Below are 19,325 nucleotides of genomic sequence, written 5' to 3'. Positions count from 1 at the left end.
TGAATCGGATGCGTGCAGTCGTTTTGCGAGGCGGCGAACTGACGGTCCGAGAAACCGCCGATCCGGTTGCGGGACAGGGCGATCTGCTCCTCAAAACGTTGAGCACGGCGATCTGCGCGTCGGACGTTCATTTCATGGACAACCCTGACGCCGGAATCGACGATCCGACGGGACGGTCGTTGTACGACGCCAATCGCGACATCGTCATGGGTCACGAGTTCGTCGGCGAGGTCATCAGCCACGGGCCTGGGTGCAGCGACGCCTTCCCGATCGGTGCTCGGGTGACATCGATGCCAATCCGATTGGTGGACGGTGGCGCCGGTGGCTTGCGAATCATCGGACAACACCCCGAGGCGCAAGGCAGTTTCGGGGAACTACTGGTCGTCCCCGAGGCGGCAGCGAGGGTCGTGGAGGGCGACGTATCCAGTGACGCCATCGCCGTCGTCGATTGCTTCGCGGTCGGCGAGTTCTATGTGCGCGCCGCCAATGTGCAGCCCGGTGAAGTGCCGATCGTCATTGGGGCAGGGGCCGTCGGCCTTTCCGCTGTCGCTGCATTGTCCAGTCGTGGCATCCAGCCGATCATCGTGTCCGACTTCCATGCTGAACGACGCGAGCTGGCGCGCAACGGCTTCGGCGCGCACGTGCTGGTCGATCCCGCCGATCAATCGGTGTTCGACGTCTTTCGCGAAGTCCGTGCCGAACACAAACTCGGTGGCTCGGCCGTGGTGTTCGAATGCGTCGGGGCTCCGGGGCTCATCGACCGGCTCGTGTCCGAGGCGGAGTTCATGTCTCGGATCTACTGCGCCGGCGGCTGGTACACCGGCGACACGCTGAGGATCACGGAAGCAACGCGCAACGGATTGACACTGCAGTTCGGTGGCGGCCCGATGCCACAGGACTGGTATGGCGTGCTCGACGCCGTCGTCGAGGGACGGCTCGACCCGATGCCGAGCGTCGGCCGCATCATCGGCCTCGACGAGGTGCCGGATGCGATCGAGCAGGCCCGCCGAGCCGAGGGACCGCCCCGAGTCGTAGTCCATCCGAACGGAGACGTCGCATGAGCGACAGAGAAGACATCGTCGAACTGACGGTGCGCTATGCCACCGCCATCGACAGCGTCCAATACTCGCTGCTGACAAAGGTCTTCACTGACGACGCCCACGTGGATTACGGCGAAATCGGTCAGTGGACCGGAGGCGCGGAGGTTGCCACGTTTATGGAGGCAGTCCACGCGGCGGCGAAACACACCATGCACCGGATGACCAACCATGCCGTGGATATCGACGGAGACTCAGCGACGGTCCGGACCTACGTCGATGCCCTGATCCTGTTCGAAGGCGGAGGGGCGAACCCTGTCGGCTACTACGACGATCACGTCGTACGCACCAGCGATGGCTGGCGAATCTCGCGCCGCACCTACACCTCGGTGCGACTGGTAGCGGTGTCGGATCAATGACCGCAGACTTCGCGACCAAATACGGCCCATGGGCGCTCGTCGTCGGCGCTTCCGACGGCGTCGGGTCGCTGTTCGCCGAGCGACTCGCACATGAGGGTGTGAATGTCGTGCTTGTTGCCCGTCGCCAACACGTGCTCGACGAAGTGGCCGCCGGCATTCGCGAACGCACCGACGCTGAGACCCGGACGCTTGCCGTCGACCTGACCGACGCCGACGCATCGCAGAACATCATCGATGCCACCGCGGATCTCCAGGTCGGCATGCTGGTGTACTGCGCAGGCGGTGACCCGAATTACCAACCCTTCCTAGCCAACCCGATATCGGCAGCAGAAGCCCTGCTGCAACGTAACTGCCTGGTACTGATGAGGCTGTGCCACCACTTCGCAGGCCTCATGGTCGAGCGGGGCAGGGGCGGCATCGTGAACTTCACATCGGGAGCCGCGCTGGCCGGCGGCCGAAACATGGTCACCTACGGCGGAACCAAAGCGTTCGACATGGTGTTCACCGAAGGCTTATGGGTCGAGTTGCAGGACAAGGGCGTCGATGTGCTAGGCCTTGTACTCGGAATTACCGACACACCAGCGTTGCGCCAGTTGGAATTCGAGCGCGGACGCCTCGCATCGCTCGACGAGATCCCCGAGGGCGCAGTCACCGCCGCGAGCGTGGTGGACGAAGCCATCGCCAACCTCGGCAATGGACCGACGATCGCCACAGGCGATGACGTCCGCATGGGTCTTGAACTTTTCAAGTCCTTATCACGCAACGAAGTCGTTCGGCTGATCATGCAAATCAGTAGCGAAGTCATGGGCACCGACGCGCGCCAAGGGAGTTAGACACCACGATGTTCACTCTTCGATTCGACATGCGAGCGCCTGCGATAGGTGGACCGCCAACCGACTTGTACGCCGCAGCAAGTGAGATGTCGGCGTGGGCTGAGAGCCGTGGCTGCGTCGCCGCAGTCCTGTGTGAACACCACTGCGCCGACGACGGTTATCTCCCATCTCCACTACTGCTCGGCGCGGCCATCGCCGCACGCACCGAGCAACTGATGCTGAACCTGGTGATCCTCCTCCCGCTCTACGATGTGGCACGCCTGGCGGAGGACATCTCCGTCCTGGACCACATCAGTGCGGGCCGGGCCGCCTACGTCTTCGGGATCGGCTACCGCGCTGAGGAATACGCCCACTTCGGACTGTCCATGTCCGATCGCGGCCACATTGCCGACGAGAAGCTCGGCCTGCTGCGCCGGCTGTTGGCAGGCGAAGAGGTCGAACACGGTGGCCGCCGAATGAAGGTGACCCCGCGCCCGCGACTGCCGGAAGGTCCCATGCTGAGTTGGGGCGGTTCTAGCCTGGCAGCGGCGCGGCGTGCGGGACGCAACGGACTCGGCCTGCTCGCCAACGGCGGGGTGCCGGGTATGCAGGAGGCCTACGAGCAGGCCTGTCGCGACCATGGTTTCGAGCCCGGCTTCGCGCTCATACCCGAACGAGACACCGTGGCGAACTGCTTCGTAGCCGACGATGTCGATGCCGCCTGGGACGAGATCGGCCAGTACCTCCTTCACGACGCGATGGCCTACTCGGAATGGAACCCCGACAATCAGGTGTCGGCCAACATCACCACCGCTAAGACCATCGATGAACTCCGCCACACGGCGTCGTCGCACGTGATTCTGTCGGTCGAGGAGGCGAAGCAGCGCCTCGCGGGCGGCGAGATGTTCAACCTCTCGCCGCTGTGCGGCGGGATTCCACCTGAAATCGCGTGGCCGTATTTGAAGAGATTCGCCGAGCTGAACTAGTCGAAAGGCAATGACATGAATCAGGATCGCGCCAAGTTACACGAGAAGATCGCCTTCGAAAAGTGGGAAGGCTATGCGAAACCCATCGAACGCGGTCGCCGCGTCAATTTCGGCGAGAACTACATCATGGCCCCAGATTTCGTGATGATGAGCCCGCTGTTCAACAACGGTGTCCCGCAGTCGATAACCGATATGTTCTCGGGCGAGGTGGCGGAGGCCGTGGCCAAGTATGCGCCGGATGGCGACGTGCTTACCCCAGAGTGGCGTATGTGGTGGAAGCACATGCCGGACTACCGCCTAGTCAGCCCATTTGAATGTGTAGCCGGCGACTGGGGCTTCTCCTCCTGCGATACCTACGCTGGGACGTTTCCCGACGGGTCAAGATTCGAACTCCGCGAGTACGACTACCTCTGGATCAACGAAGATGGACATATCACTCGTTGGGACTGGTTCGTCGACTCCGCCGAGTGGGCGCGCTTGCTGTCGCTGGTCGGGCTCGACCCCAATGGGTTGACGTGCCAGGCTTACACCCTCAACTACCTGCGGGAGAGCGGCGCATCGGAGTCGTCGGTCTAGCCGGACAGATCGCCACTCTGTGGACAGTGCGGAACAGCCCAGCTTGTTGCCTTCACGCCGGCAGTCTGGCGGCAGGGTGGCGCAATAGTGGTGGCGACATCTTGGTGGAATGTTGATCGGCGAGCTGGCAGTTACCGTTTATTCACCGCCAATGACCCGGAACCTACCGGAATCGCCCGGTTTCCATCGGGGTTCGAAATAGTCAATCCGATTGCTGCACAACGGAAACAGGCAACAACAGGGACTGTCAAGATCGAAGGATCGGTAATCCGTTGGTCGCGGGTTCGAGTCCCGCCCGCCATGCCAAGCCCGGGCGTTAGAGCCGGGTCAACTTGCTGACCGTTTGAATTTCGGTATCGCGGTACGGCCGTCCATCGGGTAGGAGTAGGTCGGCAAACCAGAGCTTCGGAGCTGTCGTGTACGGGTGATCCCAGGAGTCCCATGGAAAGTAGGTCTGGGTCTTGCCGGCGACCAAACCCCAATTGATCGCACCAACGTTGTGCCGCTTGGCAACTGGCAGCACCCCGTCGACGGTACTGCCCAGGGACCGCGCCAGATATTCGGTGCAGAGGATCGGCCGTCCCATTGGGGTCAGTTCGGCGATCCGCGCTTCGAAGCCTGCTGGTTTGTCATAGCAGTGGAAGGTGATCACGTCGGAGTTGTCCAGTTGGATGTCAGTGATTTCGCTACGCCTCAGGGGATCTCCCCATACGCCGTCCCACACGGCGCTCGTTAACGGTTGACTCGGATCGACCGAACGTGCCCACCCGAACGCCAGCGAGAGCAGGTCGGCGACGCGGTCCAGCTTGTCTTTCCTTTCGACCTTGCGATACACGTCGGCGGGATTGTCGGGCTCATTCCAGATGTCCCAACCCAAAACACGTTCGTCCGTGCGGAATTGGCTCAGCACGCCCGTGACATAGTCGAGCAGAGTGCGGCGGTAGTCGAGGTCGTCGAGGTGTTTAGCGCCTGGGCTTTGCACCCAACCGGAGTTGTGGACCCCGGGCTTCGGACCACGCTGGCGCCCCAGTTTGGGGAATGGATCCCAACAAGAGTCGAAGAAGACAAAAAGTGGTTTGATCCGGTGGCGGGCCGCAATGCCGACAAACTGCGCGAGACGGCTTTGGAAACCTCGATGGTCTTGGGCCCAGAGTTGATCGTGGAGGAAGACCCGCACAGTGTTGAGTCCGTATGACTGGGCCCAGCCGAGCTCGGTATCGATGCGCCGGGGGTCGAAAGTGTCGGCCTGAAACATCTCGAGCTGGTTGATGGCGTTCGAGGTGATGTAATTGGTGCCGACGCGCCAGCCTTGCGCCCGATACCAGTGGTTGGCCCGATCACGCGACCAGGGGGTTTGGTCCGCGGCAGCGCGGGGGACTGGGGTCAATGTCGCTCCCGCCGCCAGCAGCACTGGGAGCCTTAGAACCGTTCGACGCCTCACGCAGTGACGATAATTCGCCGAGTGAGGTACGAGGCGAGAAACACGGGCAGACGTCCTTATCGCAGTACGATCCGGAGATGAGACGCGGCACTTCTGAAAGCAGTCGAATTTTCGGATGAACGGTCAACGTCGCGAACGGCGTCGCTGCGTGATCAGGGCAGCACTTCCCATTGGTCCTCCGAGCCCGAGCGTATAAGCGCTGATCAAACCGGAGCAAAGCGCCTAGTCTCAGGCATGGATCGCATCTGGCAGTGGGCGTGGGACCGGTACGGAGCGAGATACTGGTGGGTGAGCTGCGCGATCACCTTCGTCGTGACGTTGCCGATCTACCTTGCGACGTCGTCACTCATTGTCGCTTCCGAGGAGTCTGGTCGTTACGTCGTGGCGACCACGGTCACCGTGGCCGCCACGTTGGTACTGACCTTCGTCGTGGTTCTTCCCGGCATGGGCGAGAGCCGACTCGTTGAACGGTGGGCAGCCGGCGAGGCGGTTGATCGGGCGACGGCGCTGGACGCCACATACACCTTGGCTCGGGCGGTGGTTGCCCGAGCGCTGGGGGTCACGGCGGTTTGGGCCGCCCTACTGTTCGCTGTCGTCGGCGCGATCGCCGGGGCGGGTGGGGCGCGTCTTGTCCAGTACGGAATCTTGGGTGCCGCCTTTGGAACTGCGGTCCAACTGATCGCCGTGCACAGCTTCACCGAAGCAGTGCTGCGGCCCGCTAGGGTCGCCATTGCCGGTGACACCGGGATGGGTGATTCCCTGCCCCGTTCTCGTCCAACCTTTGCGGCGTGGTCGAACATAACTGTGCTCGCGGTGGCGTTCGCATTCGCTCTCGCGGGTGCAATGGGGGCGGCCATATTCGATCGCGCCACGGCGGGTTGGCCTGCGCTCCCCGCCCTGATCGGTTGCGCGTTGACGCTTGGCCTCGCGCTGCCGATCACCGTCGGCGTGGCGTTTTCACAATCCCTGCGACCCATCCGCGACCTCGCCGAAGGAACCGAACGAGTCGCGGCCGGCGACTACAGCCAGCGCCTGCCGGTGGTACAAGACGATGACCTCGGTGCGCTGTCGGCATCGTTCAACCGGATGCAAGCGGGATTGGCTGAGCGGCAACGACTTCAGGTGGCGTTCGGCACCTACGTCGACCCGGCTCTAGCGGCGCGCCTACTTGAGCAGGGTGACGACATCTTCACCGGTGAACGCCGTGAGGTAAGCGTGATGTTCGTCGATATCCGCGACTTCACCCCGTTCGCCGAGGCCAACACCGCCGAAGACACCGTTGCCCGACTCAACGCCCTGTTCGAGATCGTTGTCCCGGCTGTCGTCGAAGCCGGCGGACACGTCAACAAGTTCCTCGGCGACGGCGCGCTGGCCGTCTTCGGCGCACCCAACGACCTCGCAGATCACGCCGACGCCGCTGTAACCGCCGGCCTTCTGATTCACCGCCTGGTCGCCGAACGATTCGGCGGCGAGCTTCGGATCGGCATTGGGATCAACTCCGGTGTGGTGATCGCCGGAACCATCGGCGGCGGCGGCAAACTGGAGTTCACCCTGATCGGCGACACCGTCAACGTTGCCGCCCGCGTGGAGCAGCTCACCAAGACCACCGGCGACACGATCCTGCTGACCCATCAGTGTGTCGACGCCCTGGTTACCCGACCGCCCGGACTCATCGACCGCGGTGCCCATGCGCTCAAGGGAAAGTCGGCCACCGTGCAGGTCTTCGGCCTCGATTTAAGCACTGCTTCCGGTACGTAACTCCCGCCTGAGCATCATCGGCCTCGACATAGCTAACGCCGCAGCCGCCCACCTCGTCGCGGCGTGAACGCGGCGACCGGGGGCGTTTCTAGGGCGAATCGGGCCCGTACCGGAGGTGTACCGGCAACGACCGATTTTGGCTCCCTGCAGCCGATTTAGGCGACTGTAGCTAAGCGATTCGGCTGGTAGAGGGCTCCGGAAATAGGGACTCATAATCCGTTGGTCGCGGGTTCGAGCCCCGCCCGCCCCCACCTTGAAAGAGCTGGTAGAGCCTATTTGATCCGTCAGGTCGGCTCGGTACGTGTGCTTCATCCCAGCGTCGTCCCGGCGGTCGGCGGGGACAGGTGGGCGCTAGCTAACTTGCAGAACTTCCTGCCGGTAGACACGCGAACCACATTGGTACAGGTTGTCGGCAGCCGTTGCGGCAATCAGCGAATGGATCCTGTTCGACGGGCTGAAGCCGTGTCAAACTTCGGTGGTGTCCTCCGAGCTGCCGCCTCTTGTACTCCTGCATGGCGGCTCCTGGTCTGGCGATCAATGGCGGGATATAGCGCCGCTGCTATCCGCCCACCACGACGTGCACACACCGTCAGCCCTCGGTCATCATGGAGGGCCAGTTGTGCAGCGGCGACCCGTGACGATCTGGGACGTAATCGATGAGTCCGAACGCTACCTCGACGCACACGGACTAGACCGGCCACATTTAGCGGGCCACTCGATGGGTGGATTCATAGCGCTCGAATTGGCGCGCCGTGGCCGGGCCGCATCCGTCTGTGCATTTTCACCGGGCGGATTGTGGTCGGACGGTCTGCGGGTCCAGCTCACGAAAAGGCTGCGACGGCAGTTTGCGTTAGCCCGCTTGACGCGTCCCATCACACCGCTTCTCATGAAATCGCCGGGGATGCGCCGACGTGGGTTGACCGATTTGACGCTGCACGGAGATCGACTCAGCTACAAGCGAGCCATAGAAATCACCCAAGAGGGCTTTGCTTGCACAATCATTGACGAGATCTTCAATAACACTGACGAACAGGTCGCACCGATGGACCCCCTACCGTGCCCAATCACCATCGCCTGGACCGAAAAAGACAGAATTCTCCCAGTCGCAGTGTGCGAAGCCATCGTCCGCCAACGCCTACCCCGCGCGACCTTCACCATCCTGCCCGGCCTCCCGCACACTCCGACGATCGACGACCCCGAGCTGGTCGCGAGCACCATCCTCGCCGTCACCTGCGCCACAAGGGCGTAGCCATCGACGTATCAGCTGGCGCGCGTCGCCTCCACCAACCTCGTGCAAGAGCGAGCTTGAAGAGCCGCGGCAGCTGGCCTCAGTCTGAGGTCAGGCGTTAGCTCTTTGCCACGCGATATGTTGTGCAACAAGCGTTCTGGTGTGGGTGGTGATGGCGCCGGCTCGTTTTGTCCCATGCGCTGACGTCTACCGGCAGATCGTCCAAACCAGCTGCCCAAAGGGCGGGCGGGGGGAGTAGATTCAGCTGGTGTGAGTCAGGGTTGATCGAGTCGACCACTGCCTTGGACCGCTTCGAGCAGGGGGCAGCCATGTCGGGAGCCACCAAAAATGTTGATTCCACGGGCGGGGTGGTGGCTCCGAAGCTGCCGGGTGGGGCGACGCTGCCGTTTCCGCCGACGCCTTCGGCCAGCACCGCCGGGCGAACGTTGCAGGAGTCCACGTATGCCCGGCGTGTCACTCCGCCTCGGCTGCATGAGGATTCGCCCAATATTGTGATCGTTTTGATCGATGACGCCGGCCCGGGGTTGCCGACGACGTTCGGCGGCGAGGTGCGTACCGCGACGATGGACCGGATCTGCGCAGAGGGGGTGAGCTACAACCGGTTCCACACCACCGCAATGTGTTCGCCGACGCGGGCGTCGCTGCTGACCGGGCGCAATCACCATGAGATCGGCAATGGCCAGATCGCCGAGTTGGCCAACGACTGGGACGGCTACGCCGGAAGGATCCCGCGCAGCAGCGCCCTGGTGGCCGAAGTGCTCAAGGATTTTGGGTACAGCACGGGCGCGTGGGGCAAGTGGCATAACACACCGGCGGAAGACACCACGGCGGCCGGCCCATTCGAGGACTGGCCGACGGGATTGGGATTCGAGTATTTCTACGGCTTCTTGGCCGGGGAGGCTTCGCAGTACGAGCCCCATTTGGTGCGCAACACGACGGTGGTGCGCCTACCGAAGACGCCCGACGAGGGCTATCACCTCTCGGAGGACTTGGCCGAGGATGCGATCAACTGGCTGCGCAACCACAAGGCGCTGCAGGCCGATAGGCCGTTCTTCATGTATTGGGCCAGCGGCTGCCTACACGGGCCACACCACATCATGAAGGAGTGGGCCGACCGCTACGCCGGGCAGTTCGATGACGGCTGGGACGCCTACCGGCAGCGGGTCTTCGAGCGTGCGAAGGACAAGGGCTGGATCCCACAAGACTGTGAGCTCACCGACCGTGACGAGCGAATGAAGGCGTGGGACGACATTCCCGAAGACGAGAGACCGTTTCAGCGCCGACTGATGGAGGTGGCTGCCGGGTTCGCCGAACATGTGGATGTTCAGGTGGGTCGGATCGTCGATGAGTTGGATCGGCTTGGCTACGGCGAGAACACGCTGTTTCTTTACATCTGGGGTGACAACGGATCCTCGGCCGAGGGACAGGACGGCACCATTGCCGAACTGCTTGCGCAGAACGGCATTCCGACCACCCCGCGGATGCACATCGACGCGCTCGAGCAGCTCGGCGGCCTTGATGTGCTGGGCTCACCGAAGACCGACAACCAGTACCACTCCGGCTGGGGTTGGGCGGGCAGCACGCCCTACAAGGGCGTGAAACTGCTCGCCTCGCATCTGGGCGGCACCCGCAATCCGCTGGCGATCCGCTGGCCCAACAAAGTCGCGCCCGACCCTGTGCCGCGGGACCACTTCCTGCACTGCAACGACGTCGTGCCGACCATCTACGACATCGTGGGTATCGAGTCCCCGCTCATCGTGAACGGTGTGCCCCAAATCCCAATAGCCGGAGCAAGTTTCGCCAGCACGCTTACCGACCCATCGACGCCTGGGGGAAAGAAGACGCAGTACTTCGAGGTGATGGGCAGTCGGGCCATCTATCACGACGGCTGGATGGCCTCAACCTTCGGTCCGCGCGTGCCGTGGCTGCCGGGATTGCCACCCGGAATCCAAAGCTGGACACCCGACAACGACCGCTGGGAGCTGTATCACCTCGACGAGGACTGGTCCCAAGCCCACGACCTTGCGGACGAGCTGCCGGAAAAGCTGGCGCAGATGCGCGAACTGTTCGCCATCGAAGCCGCCCGAAACCAGGTGCTCCCGATCGGTGGCGGCCTGTGGGTGCCGATCTTCCACCCCGAGTTGCGAATCACTCCGCCGTATCGCGAGTGGGAGTTCCCCGGCGAAATCACCCGCATCCCCGAATTCTGCGCGCCCGCGCTGGGAAGCAAGAACAACATCGTCACTGTCGAAGCCGACCTGCCCCCCGATGCGAGCGGAGTCCTGTATGCCCTCGGCGGCTTTGCCGGCGGGGTCACCTGCTACCTCGACGACGGGTACCTGTGCTACGAGTACAACTGTTTCATCATCTCCCGCACCAAGATTCGCTCAACGATCAAATTGCCGCCCGGGCCCACCACGATCGTCGTAGAAACTCGCTATGCCGAACAGCGTCCAGCGGGACCGCTCGAAGTGACCATCCAGGTCGGCCAGGAGGTCCTCGCGACGGGGCGGGTGCCGGTCAGCGCGCCGCTGCTGTTCACGGCCAACGACTGCTTCGACATCGGTGTCTGCCTCGGCTCACCGGTGTCGCTGGACTACTACGACAAAGCGCCGTTCCCCTTCGGCGGCCACATCGAGCGTGTCCACGTGGCATACACCTGACACGCACCGACCCGCCGGACGTCATGCTGAAGCCGCGTATTTCTCAGTGGCGGCGGACAGGTCGCGGGCATGCACCGTGTGGTAGGCGTTGAGGTCGAATGTGCGGGTCTGTTGACGGAAGCGGAACGTGAAACCTGGCCACATGGTGGTGATCTTGCCGAACTTGTCGCGGTACCAGCTTGAGCAGCCGCCGACTTGCCACACCGAGTTTCGCAATCCTCGTTGGATACTCGTGTTGTAGGCGCTTTGCACGTCCTCGCGGACCTCCACGGTCGCGATTCCCAGGGTGGTTGTCGTGCGGATCAAATCCCGCAGATATTTCAGCTGCGACTCGATCATGAACACGGCCGACGTGTGACCCGACCCCGTTCCGGGGCCGGCCATGACAAACAGGTTCGGAAAACCGTGCACGGTCGAGCCCTTGTACGCCTGCGCGCCCGCACGTTGCCATGTGTCGGCCAGGCTGCGCCCGCCGCGGCCGATGATGCACTCATTTGTCGGTGAGTCGCTGACATGAAAGCCAGTGGCAACGACGATGGCGTCGATATCACGCACGGTGCCATCGGTGCTGACGATGGCGTTCGGCCGCACCGCGGCGATGCCATCGGTGACGACATCGACATTCGGTTGGGCCAGTGTCGGATAGTAGGTATTCGACATCAAGATACGCTTGCAGCCGATCTGCCAGCGAGGGGTGACCTTCGCGCGCAGTTGTGCATCGTCGATCGCGCGCTTGATGTGACGCTTGGCCAATTTCTGCACCGGCACAAGCATTTTGGGCGCATGAGTCAATGCGAAACCGATTAGCTCCTTGCCCCAGTACATTGCGCTTCGTACCAACCGCTGATAGCCGGGAACGTGCGCGAAGGCAACACGATCCGCGGGCGTGTAGTTGCGGTCGAAACGGGGAAGGACCCACGGGGCGGTGCGCTGATACACGTTCAGTTGCCGCACAGTCTTGGCTAGCTCCGGGACGACCTGGATGGCCGATGCTCCGGTGCCGATGACGGCCACACGCTTGCCAGTCAGGTCGACGTCATGATTCCAGCGGGCGGTGTGAAAGACCTCACCCTCGAACTCCTCGAGACCATCAATGTCCGGCAACGCCGGCTCGGTCAGCGGACCCACCGCCGAGACCACGAAATTCGCGGTGACGGACCCCGCCGACGTGCTCACGTGCCACCGCGCCTCCTGCTCGTTCCAGCGCACCTCGTGAACCTCGCAATCGAACCGGTGCCGGTCGAGCACCTGGTGCTGTCGGGCCACCTGCTGGATGTAGGCCTCGATTTCGGGCTGCTTGGAGTACGAACGGGTCCACTTGCGGTTCGGCGCGAACGAGTACGAATACAGGTGCGACGGCACGTCGCATGCTGCCCCCGGGTAGGTGTTCACCCGCCAGGTGCCCCCAACATTGTTTCCCCGCTCGACCACGAGAAGGTCGGTATACCCGTCCTTTTGGAGGGCGATCGCGGCGCCGAGCCCGGAGAATCCGGCCCCGATGATCGGTACGCCGACGTGCTGAGGGTCGGGTGGATCCGCTTTCATCTGACAGCCGTTTCTGTGTTCGTCGAGTTTGGTGTCGTGAAAACACCAGGGGCAGTGGATTTTTCGATGTATGGCTTGAGGTATTCGGCGAGCATGGCTCGCAACCTGGCCTGCAACACCTTCTGCAGGAGCGCGCCGGTGCCGGGCACCTTGGGCCGAAAGCGGATGGACCAGTGCAATTCGGTGTGACCGCCGGACCGGTTCAGGGTGATCTCGCCTTGGTGACAGGTCAGCGGTGACCCTTCAACGACGCGGTAGCGCAGGTTCTGCTGCGGGTTGGCGGCTATCACTTGCTCCACGACCTGGCCGACTCCGGGCGGCCCTTGCATCAGGCGTTCGGAACCGGCGCCGTGGCGTTGCGTCCAGCCTTCCTTGCGCACCGTAACCGGGACGAAACCGGTCCACCGGGCCATGTTGTCTTGATCGGTGATTGCGTCCCACACTTTGCCGGCCGGTGCGTCGATCTTGATCCGATGTTCGATTCTGCGCGTATCCGGCTCCGGGCGCTTGTGTAGGGGCCGTGGCTCGAATCCGAAGACCCGGTCGGCCAATCCAGGCCTCGTGCGTAGGATCTCGACCGAAAAGCCGTGCGGATCGTTGACGTAGACCACTGAACCGGCTCCGGGTAGATGAACGGGTCGGCAATTGGGCCGGGCCCCAAACGTTTCGGCACGTCGATAAACCGCGTCGAAGTCCGCCGTGCGGCGCGCCCCAAACGCGATGTTGAGAATGCCCTGGTCTGACAGGCGGTAATCATGAGGCCGCGGCTTTCCGGCGGGATCGAGGTACTGCACCACCTCGATCAGCACCTCGCCGCCATCGAACAGTCTGCTCTGGGTGCTGGCGCCTGCCAGATCCCACAGCGCCTCGTGTTCTGGCGTGTGGAGGGCCGGGGTGCTGGCCTTGAGGCCAATACCCTCTTCGAAAAATGCTGCAACGTCGGTCAACTGGGGTACCGACAACGTCACCGAACGGATCGCGGACGGGTAATCTACGCGCCCGCGCTTGCTGAACTGCGGCAGCGGGTCGTCTTCCATGATTTCGACGTAGACCCCGTCGGGATTGCGGACGCAGGCGCGCCGCGTGCCCCGATCGCCTAGCGGCTCTGTCAGCGGCTGACTGCCAAGCTTGGCAAGCTTTTTCAGTGTGGCGTCGAAATCTTCGACCCAGATCCCGATGCGGGTGTAGCCGATGTCGCAGGGCCGAAAATCCGCAGGCATCAGTTTGGCGATCGGGCGCTCGAATTGGAACAGTTCGAACTGGAACCAGGAGTTTCGGCCCAGCAGCCACCAGCAGGTCGAGGCCGCGCGGGGTAGGCCCTGCACATTGGCCGCCACAGGGCCTCGCATCATCGCGCGACTGCCGCCGGCCGGTACCAGGCCGAAGCCTTCGCGAAACCACCGTTCGGTGAGTCGCAAATCGACGACCGACAACGCGATCTGAATGAGTGGCGGCGAATAGTCGTTGGGTCTTGAGGCCATGTCAGTTTCAACCCTCTGCGATGCTGGCGGACTGGGGAGCGCTCTCGAGACCGGCGAGGAAGTCGAGCAACGCGTCGTTGACTTCCTTTGGACGCTCGATGGGAAGCCAATGGCCGGCACCTTCGAGGACGACGTTGCCTCGCAGGTTGGGCGCGTTCTGTTCCAAATTGGCCAGGGGAACCGCGAGCAGCACATTCATGGGATCGAAACTGCCGATCATGAAGTGCGACGCCTGCGTGATCTTGGTCTGCTGCAGATGGCGGGTGAGCCCGATGCCGCGGTCGATGCTGCGATACCAGTTGATCGGGCCGCGGAACCCGTCGCGGTAATCCTCGACGTATCGGTCGAGGTCTTCCTCGTTGAGCCAGTTCGGCAGTGGATTGGGATCGATCAAGCCGTCGAGCATCTTGGAGCTGGCCGGCTTGGGACGCATGAACCCGAACGCCGGGGCGTCACCGCTGACGGAGTAGTACAGCATTCGGAGCGATTTGCGCACGTCGGCGTCCAGCTCGGCCTCGGCCACACCGGGCTGCTGGAAGTAGACGGTGTAGACGAAGTTGTCGCCGAAATTCTCCTGGCGTGTCAGGGCGCCGACGGGCGTCCCAATAGTTGGTGGCACGCTCAGCGCGAACACCGCTTTTACCCGTTGCGGGTACAGCAACGCGACGTGCCAGCCGACGATCGCGCCCCAGTCGTGGGTGACGAGCGTGAACGTCTCGTGGCCCAGTGCGTCGGCGACGCCGACCGCATCAGCGGACAGCTGCAGCAGATCGTATGCCTCAACTTCTGCCGGTTTGTCGCTGCCGCCGTAGCCTCGTTGATCGGGGACAGCTACCTGATAGCCGGCGCTGATCAAGTCGTCGATCTGGTTGCGCCACAGGTATGCGGATTGCGGAAAGCCGTGCAGCAGAAGCAATAGCGGGCCGCTGCCCTCAACGACCACCTTCAGTCTGATGCCGTTGGTTTCGATCATGTGGATATTGCGGTGTTTCATCGGTGCCTCCGTGATGGCGTTTGGAGCTGTGGGGCGGTCTATTTGGCGAGGACGGCGGAGGTGCGGGCGGAAAACCAGCGCGCCACGGGCGGAGCGACGCGGGTCAGCCCGTACGTGAGATGGGCTTCGGGGGTGATTGGGGCTACCGCGCGATTGCGGCCCACCGCGCGCAGGATGTTCACCGCGACTTTCTCTGGGGAGTAGCCACGTCGCTCATGCATTCGCGCGAGCCGCTCGGCCCGTTCTTCAGCGCGGGCCCCGCGCGTGACGCTGGTGCGCAGGATCGGCGTGTTGATCAGGCCCGGGCAGATGGTCGTCACTCCGATGTTGTGGCGACGCATCTCCATGCGCAGCGCCTCGGAGAACCCGAACGCGGCGAACTTGGTGACTGAGTAGCCGAACATGTAGGGAAGCGCCGAGTAGCCGCAACCAGACGACACGTTGGCGACTTGACCGCCGGTGCCGCGTTCGATCATGCGGGGGAGGAAGCGCTCGCAACCATGCACCAGCCCCATGATGTTGACCGCGATCAGGCGGTCCCAGTCCTCGGGTGTGGTGTCGAAGAATCCGGCCCCAACGCCGATGCCGGCGTTGTTGATCAACAGGTCCACCGTGTCGAACCGGGCGTGCACGGCTTCGGCGAATTCATCCATCGAGGCGGTGTCGGTGACGTCGGCGGTCTGCGCGAGCACCTCGGCTCCTAGGCCGCGGGCGTATTCGGCGGTTTCCTTCAGCCCGGCTTCGTTCAGATCGCAGATCGCTAGGCGCGCACCGCGGCGCGCGCAGAGCAGCGTGGTCGCCCGGCCGATGCCGCTGCCGGCGCCGGTGACCAGCACGACACGTTTGGTCAGATTCTTGATCTTCATTGGTGATTCCAATCGGCGGTAGTAATCGCGGCTCTTTGGGACGAGGCCGGCGCCAGGTGGCGGCGCAGGAAATCCAGCTGATCGGCCAGGGCAACTTGCTGCGCCGGGCCGATCTCGGCGTCCAGGTGGTCGATGGGGTATTCCCGCAGCTCCCCGCGGGCCGCGCCGGCGGCCGCTCGGCGCGCGCGGCCCGGCGGGGTGATGCTGTCGGCTGTGCCGGCCTGCACCAGCAGTGGGCAGGAAACACGTGATGCGAACTTGATCGGCCGGTTGAACGCCACGCCGAGCGCGGTGCGCGCACACAGTTCGTTGCGCCAGCTCGGGCCCGTGATGCGCGTATATTCTTGCTCCGCTCCGCGTTTGGCGATGATCGCTCGCGAGCCCGGTTCCCCGATCACCGGAACAAGATGCGGCTGGCGTCGCGTCAGCGCTCGAATCGCATCACGCAGACCGTGCGCGGCAACCCGCAACAGCTGGAGTACGCCCGCGTTGCGGGCAAGCTGCGCGAGTACCGCCAGACCGTCGACCGCCGGGGTCACCGACATCGCTGCCGCGATGCGGCCGTCTTCGGCGGCGACGCGAACGACATGACCGCCGGAGAAGGAGATCCCCCACAGCGCGATGCGCTCGGGGTCGACGCCAGGCAGCTGGCGTGCGCACGCGATTGCCGCCTGATAGTCGTGGCGCTGGCGTCGCGCCGATACCAGCTGACGGGGCGATCCACCCGACGCGGCGAAACCGCGATAGTCGAATAGCACCACATCAAATCCGGCGGCGGCGAAACCCTCCGCGTAGGCCGCTAAGCCGCCAGTGTCCCGGGTGCTTGCGAAACCGGGTGCCATCACCACACACGGCCGCCCGTTCGTTCCGGCGAACGCTTCGCCGCTAGCCGCGAAATGCCAAGCGGCGCAGCGATCGTCACCGCTATAGAAGGTGATCTCGTCCATAACGTCGGTCCCTCGTTCGCTCGCGGTAACCCCGTCCGGGGTGTTGGTTGTCCCGAAACTACGGTTGTGATACGGCGCACGGAATCGCCACGCGCACACACTTGATTGAGACGGGTGTGCTGTGGCACACCACGCATTGTCTGCGCGCAAAGTGCGCACGAGGCATGCAAGCGGGTGTGCCCTGGCCTATCTCGCTGCCGCAGGTGTGTGCGGTCGGCGATTTCCTGCGGGCCGCCGTCGCCCTACGTTGGTCGTCGGCGCCGGGGGTTCAGCGCTTAGCGCGTCGTCGCGGTCACCAGAGCCATCGACTCGAATTACCCAGTGCCAGAAACGTGGTTCACGTCGTGCGGTGTACCCGCCGAGAGCCGAGGAGTGCTCATGAAAGTTCACCACCTGAACTGCGGGACCATGAATCCGCCCACCACCACCTCGGTGGTGTGTCACGTGCTACTTGTCGAAACCGATAGTGGCTTGGTGCTGATCGACACCGGCTTCGGCTCGCACGATTGCGCAGACCCCGCCCGACGGGTCGGACCGCTGCGCCACCTTCTCAGACCCGTCCTCAGCCACCTCGAAACCGCTGTCCACCAAGTCGAGCAACTCGGGTTCACGCGTGAGGATGTCCGCCACATCATCGTCACGCACCTCGACCTGGACCACATCGGCGGTTTGTCAGACTTCCCGCACGCCCAGGTTCACGTCACCGCGGCCGAGGCACTCGGCGCGATCTCCTCCCCGTCGCTTTCCGAGAAGGCGCGCTACCGATCCACTCAATGGGTGCACCGGCCCAAAATCGTTGAACACGACCCCCGGGGGGAGAAGTGGCGAGGCTTCGCCGCGGCCAAGGAGCTTGTCGAGATCTCCCCCGGGATGGTCCTGATTTCGCTGCCAGGTCACACCCGCGGCCACGCGTGCGTAGCAGTCGACGCCGGCCACCGATGGGTGCTGCACGGTGGCGACTCGTTTTTCCATTACGGCACCCTCGACCGTCGCGCCCATGTCCCACGTGCACTCGCGGCCATGGAGGCCCTTATCGCATTCGATCGAAAAATGGTGCGGGACAACCACGCCCGCCTTGCAGAACTCTACCGGCGCGCAGACCCCGACTTGCTTATCGTCTGCGCTCATGACGCGACCCTGTACGAGCGGGCTCGCGCACATGTGTAGCGGGCGTCAATACGATGGCCGGCCGACCGGGAGGGCTGTCGCCACCGTCCATCCTTCAGACGCACTCCTCGGTTAGCTAATAGGGAGCCCTGCAGCGGTGTGCGGTGGCACACTAAACCCATGACGGCGGTTGCGCCGACCGCGCGGACGTATGAACTGATCGCCGCTATCGCGGACCGACTGGCCCTCGAGGTCGACGAGACCGTGGCAGCGATGGATGCCGCAGTGATCGGGGTCGTGCCCGAGTTCGGCGCCGACGCCGCGATTGCGGCGGAACTCACGGCGAATAACCGCGGCAACTGGCTGCGATTCCTGTCGGTAGCGCGCCAGGCGCAATCGCCGTTATCGGACGCGGTCCCGCCCGAGGCGCTTGACGCCGCCCGTACCGTCGTGCGGCGCGGCATCGACTTGGACAGAATCTATGAGGGTTATCGGCGCGGCCAGCAGGTTGGAGTTGAGCGCTGGCTGACCTGTGCATATGAGATCGTCGAACCGGGGCCCGAGCTGATCGGTGTCACCGAGCTGTCGCTGTCGCTCGTCTTCCGCTTTATCGACCAGACACTCGGTCGCGTTCTGGCGGAGGCCCAGCGCGAACGTGAAGAGGTCATCGGCGGTGCGCTCGCGCGTCGCACCGAGACCATCCGATTGATCCTGGACGGCGCCCCGATCGACCCCACCGCCGCGAGCCGCCGCCTCGGCTACGAGCTGGACCGCCGGCATACCGGGGTGGTGGTGTGGTCGGAGTCGGCCGTCGCGCGCCATGGCGCGCTCGAGTCGGCGGCGGTGCTGATCGCCCAAGCCGCAGGATCCCAACGGCCGCTGACCCTTCCGGCTGGAACAACGACGCTGTGGGCGTGGATCGGCACGCCCGGCGAACCGGCCATCGAGGATCTTCGTTCGGCGGTGGTGCAATCACCCGACGATGTGCGCGCCGCCGTCGGTCCGACTCGCCGGGGCATCGAAGGGTTTCGCGCCAGCCACGAGGCCGCGCTGACCGTGCATCGGCTGCTGGTGGGCAACCCGGCCAGCGGTCGTTTCGGCTCCTATCGGGAACTTGAGGTCACGGCACTCGCGGCACACGATGCGCGCGCGGCGAGCGAGTTCATCGCGGCGACTCTCGGCCCGCTTGCCGAGGACAGCCCCGCCGCGGCCCGAATGCGCGAAACGCTGTGTGTCTATCTTGAGGAGGCCGACAACGCACCGCGCGCTGCATCCCGGCTGTACACCCACCGCAATACGGTCCTCAAGCGGATCGCCCGCGCGACCGAGCTGCTGGGCTATCCGCCAGGGGAGCGACGGCTGGCCGTGGCACTGGCCCTGGAGCTACGGCGTCACCTCCGGCCGCCAGTTCGCTGACAGTCAGACCCGGAGCTCACCCCGGCGT

Annotated in this window: 16 protein-coding genes; 10 read left to right on the top strand and 6 right to left on the bottom strand. The window is 63.9% G+C overall.

Features of this window, described 5'->3' with window-relative positions:
• Positions 1–8: 8 nt before the first annotated feature.
• The 5 genes from WAO18_RS17000 to WAO18_RS16980 are packed head-to-tail and all read left to right on the top strand — an operon-like array spanning position 9 to position 3,830.
• The gene (locus WAO18_RS17000; RefSeq protein WP_422207419.1) at positions 9–1,061 is read left to right on the top strand and encodes a zinc-binding dehydrogenase; all 1,053 of its coding nucleotides are present in this window, start codon (positions 9–11) and stop codon (positions 1,059–1,061) included.
• Entirely contained in the window at positions 1,058–1,456 is a 399-nt protein-coding gene (locus tag WAO18_RS16995; RefSeq protein WP_422207417.1) for a nuclear transport factor 2 family protein, read from the top strand. The genes WAO18_RS17000 and WAO18_RS16995 overlap by 4 nt, the downstream gene beginning before the upstream one ends.
• Positions 1,453–2,289, top strand: a complete 837-nt coding sequence (locus WAO18_RS16990) for an SDR family NAD(P)-dependent oxidoreductase (protein ID WP_422207416.1) — start codon at positions 1,453–1,455, stop codon at positions 2,287–2,289. The genes WAO18_RS16995 and WAO18_RS16990 overlap by 4 nt, the downstream gene beginning before the upstream one ends.
• A gap of 8 nt (positions 2,290–2,297) precedes the next feature.
• Positions 2,298–3,254 carry an LLM class flavin-dependent oxidoreductase gene (locus WAO18_RS16985; RefSeq protein ID WP_422207415.1) on the top strand — a complete coding sequence of 319 codons (957 nt, stop codon included), beginning with the start codon at positions 2,298–2,300 and terminating at the stop codon, positions 3,252–3,254.
• Positions 3,255–3,269: 15 nt separating this feature from the next.
• Entirely contained in the window at positions 3,270–3,830 is a 561-nt protein-coding gene (locus WAO18_RS16980; RefSeq protein ID WP_422207414.1) for a hypothetical protein, read from the top strand.
• 316 nt (positions 3,831–4,146) lie between these two features.
• On the opposite strand, the gene WAO18_RS16975 is transcribed toward WAO18_RS16980, so the two are convergent.
• A complete protein-coding gene (locus WAO18_RS16975; RefSeq protein ID WP_422207413.1) occupies positions 4,147–5,271 on the bottom strand; it encodes a 1,4-beta-xylanase in 1,125 nt (374 codons plus the stop codon).
• 234 nt (positions 5,272–5,505) lie between these two features.
• Between WAO18_RS16975 and WAO18_RS16970 the strand changes: the two genes are divergently transcribed.
• The 3 genes from WAO18_RS16970 (at position 5,506) to WAO18_RS16960 (ending at position 10,941) form a co-directional block, all read left to right on the top strand.
• Positions 5,506–7,029, top strand: coding sequence for an adenylate/guanylate cyclase domain-containing protein (locus WAO18_RS16970; protein ID WP_422207412.1), 1,524 nt, complete (start codon positions 5,506–5,508; stop codon positions 7,027–7,029).
• 475 nt (positions 7,030–7,504) lie between these two features.
• Positions 7,505–8,278 carry an alpha/beta fold hydrolase gene (locus tag WAO18_RS16965; RefSeq protein WP_422207418.1) on the top strand — a complete coding sequence of 258 codons (774 nt, stop codon included), beginning with the start codon at positions 7,505–7,507 and terminating at the stop codon, positions 8,276–8,278.
• A gap of 308 nt (positions 8,279–8,586) precedes the next feature.
• Positions 8,587–10,941 (top strand): arylsulfatase, encoded by a 2,355-nt coding sequence (locus WAO18_RS16960; RefSeq protein ID WP_422207411.1) that lies wholly within the window; start codon positions 8,587–8,589, stop codon positions 10,939–10,941.
• A gap of 21 nt (positions 10,942–10,962) precedes the next feature.
• Here WAO18_RS16960 and WAO18_RS16955 read toward each other — a convergent pair whose 3' ends face one another.
• The 5 genes from WAO18_RS16955 to WAO18_RS16935 are packed head-to-tail and all read right to left on the bottom strand — an operon-like array spanning position 10,963 to position 16,774.
• A complete protein-coding gene (locus WAO18_RS16955) occupies positions 10,963–12,486 on the bottom strand; it encodes a flavin-containing monooxygenase (protein ID WP_422207410.1) in 1,524 nt (507 codons plus the stop codon).
• The gene (locus tag WAO18_RS16950) at positions 12,483–13,967 is read right to left on the bottom strand and encodes an SRPBCC family protein (protein WP_422207409.1); all 1,485 of its coding nucleotides are present in this window, start codon (positions 13,965–13,967) and stop codon (positions 12,483–12,485) included. Before WAO18_RS16950 ends, WAO18_RS16955 begins: the two co-directional genes overlap by 4 nt.
• A 7-nt stretch (positions 13,968–13,974) precedes the next feature.
• Complete coding sequence (locus tag WAO18_RS16945; RefSeq protein WP_422207408.1) at positions 13,975–14,961, bottom strand: alpha/beta fold hydrolase; 987 nt, start codon at positions 14,959–14,961, stop codon at positions 13,975–13,977.
• A 38-nt stretch (positions 14,962–14,999) separates the two neighbouring features.
• Complete coding sequence (locus tag WAO18_RS16940) at positions 15,000–15,797, bottom strand: SDR family NAD(P)-dependent oxidoreductase (RefSeq protein WP_422207407.1); 798 nt, start codon at positions 15,795–15,797, stop codon at positions 15,000–15,002.
• Positions 15,798–15,823: 26 nt separating this feature from the next.
• The gene (locus WAO18_RS16935) at positions 15,824–16,774 is read right to left on the bottom strand and encodes an alpha/beta hydrolase (protein ID WP_422207406.1); all 951 of its coding nucleotides are present in this window, start codon (positions 16,772–16,774) and stop codon (positions 15,824–15,826) included.
• Between the two features lie 378 nt (positions 16,775–17,152).
• On the opposite strand from WAO18_RS16935, the gene WAO18_RS16930 reads away from it, so the two are divergent.
• Together WAO18_RS16930 and WAO18_RS16925 are read left to right on the top strand one after the other, a co-directional pair.
• Positions 17,153–17,941: an MBL fold metallo-hydrolase gene (locus WAO18_RS16930; protein WP_422207405.1), complete on the top strand. Its 789-nt coding sequence runs from the start codon at positions 17,153–17,155 to the stop codon at positions 17,939–17,941.
• Positions 17,942–18,061: 120 nt separating this feature from the next.
• A complete protein-coding gene (locus WAO18_RS16925) occupies positions 18,062–19,297 on the top strand; it encodes a PucR family transcriptional regulator (protein ID WP_422207404.1) in 1,236 nt (411 codons plus the stop codon).
• Positions 19,298–19,325 lie beyond the last annotated feature (28 nt).

This window comes from Mycobacterium sp. (assembly GCF_049278535.1).
Taxonomy (GTDB): Bacteria; Actinomycetota; Actinomycetes; order Mycobacteriales; family Mycobacteriaceae; genus Mycobacterium.
The sequence above is the reverse complement of the archived record's forward strand: the minus strand, read 5'-3'. Positions and strand labels throughout refer to the sequence as shown.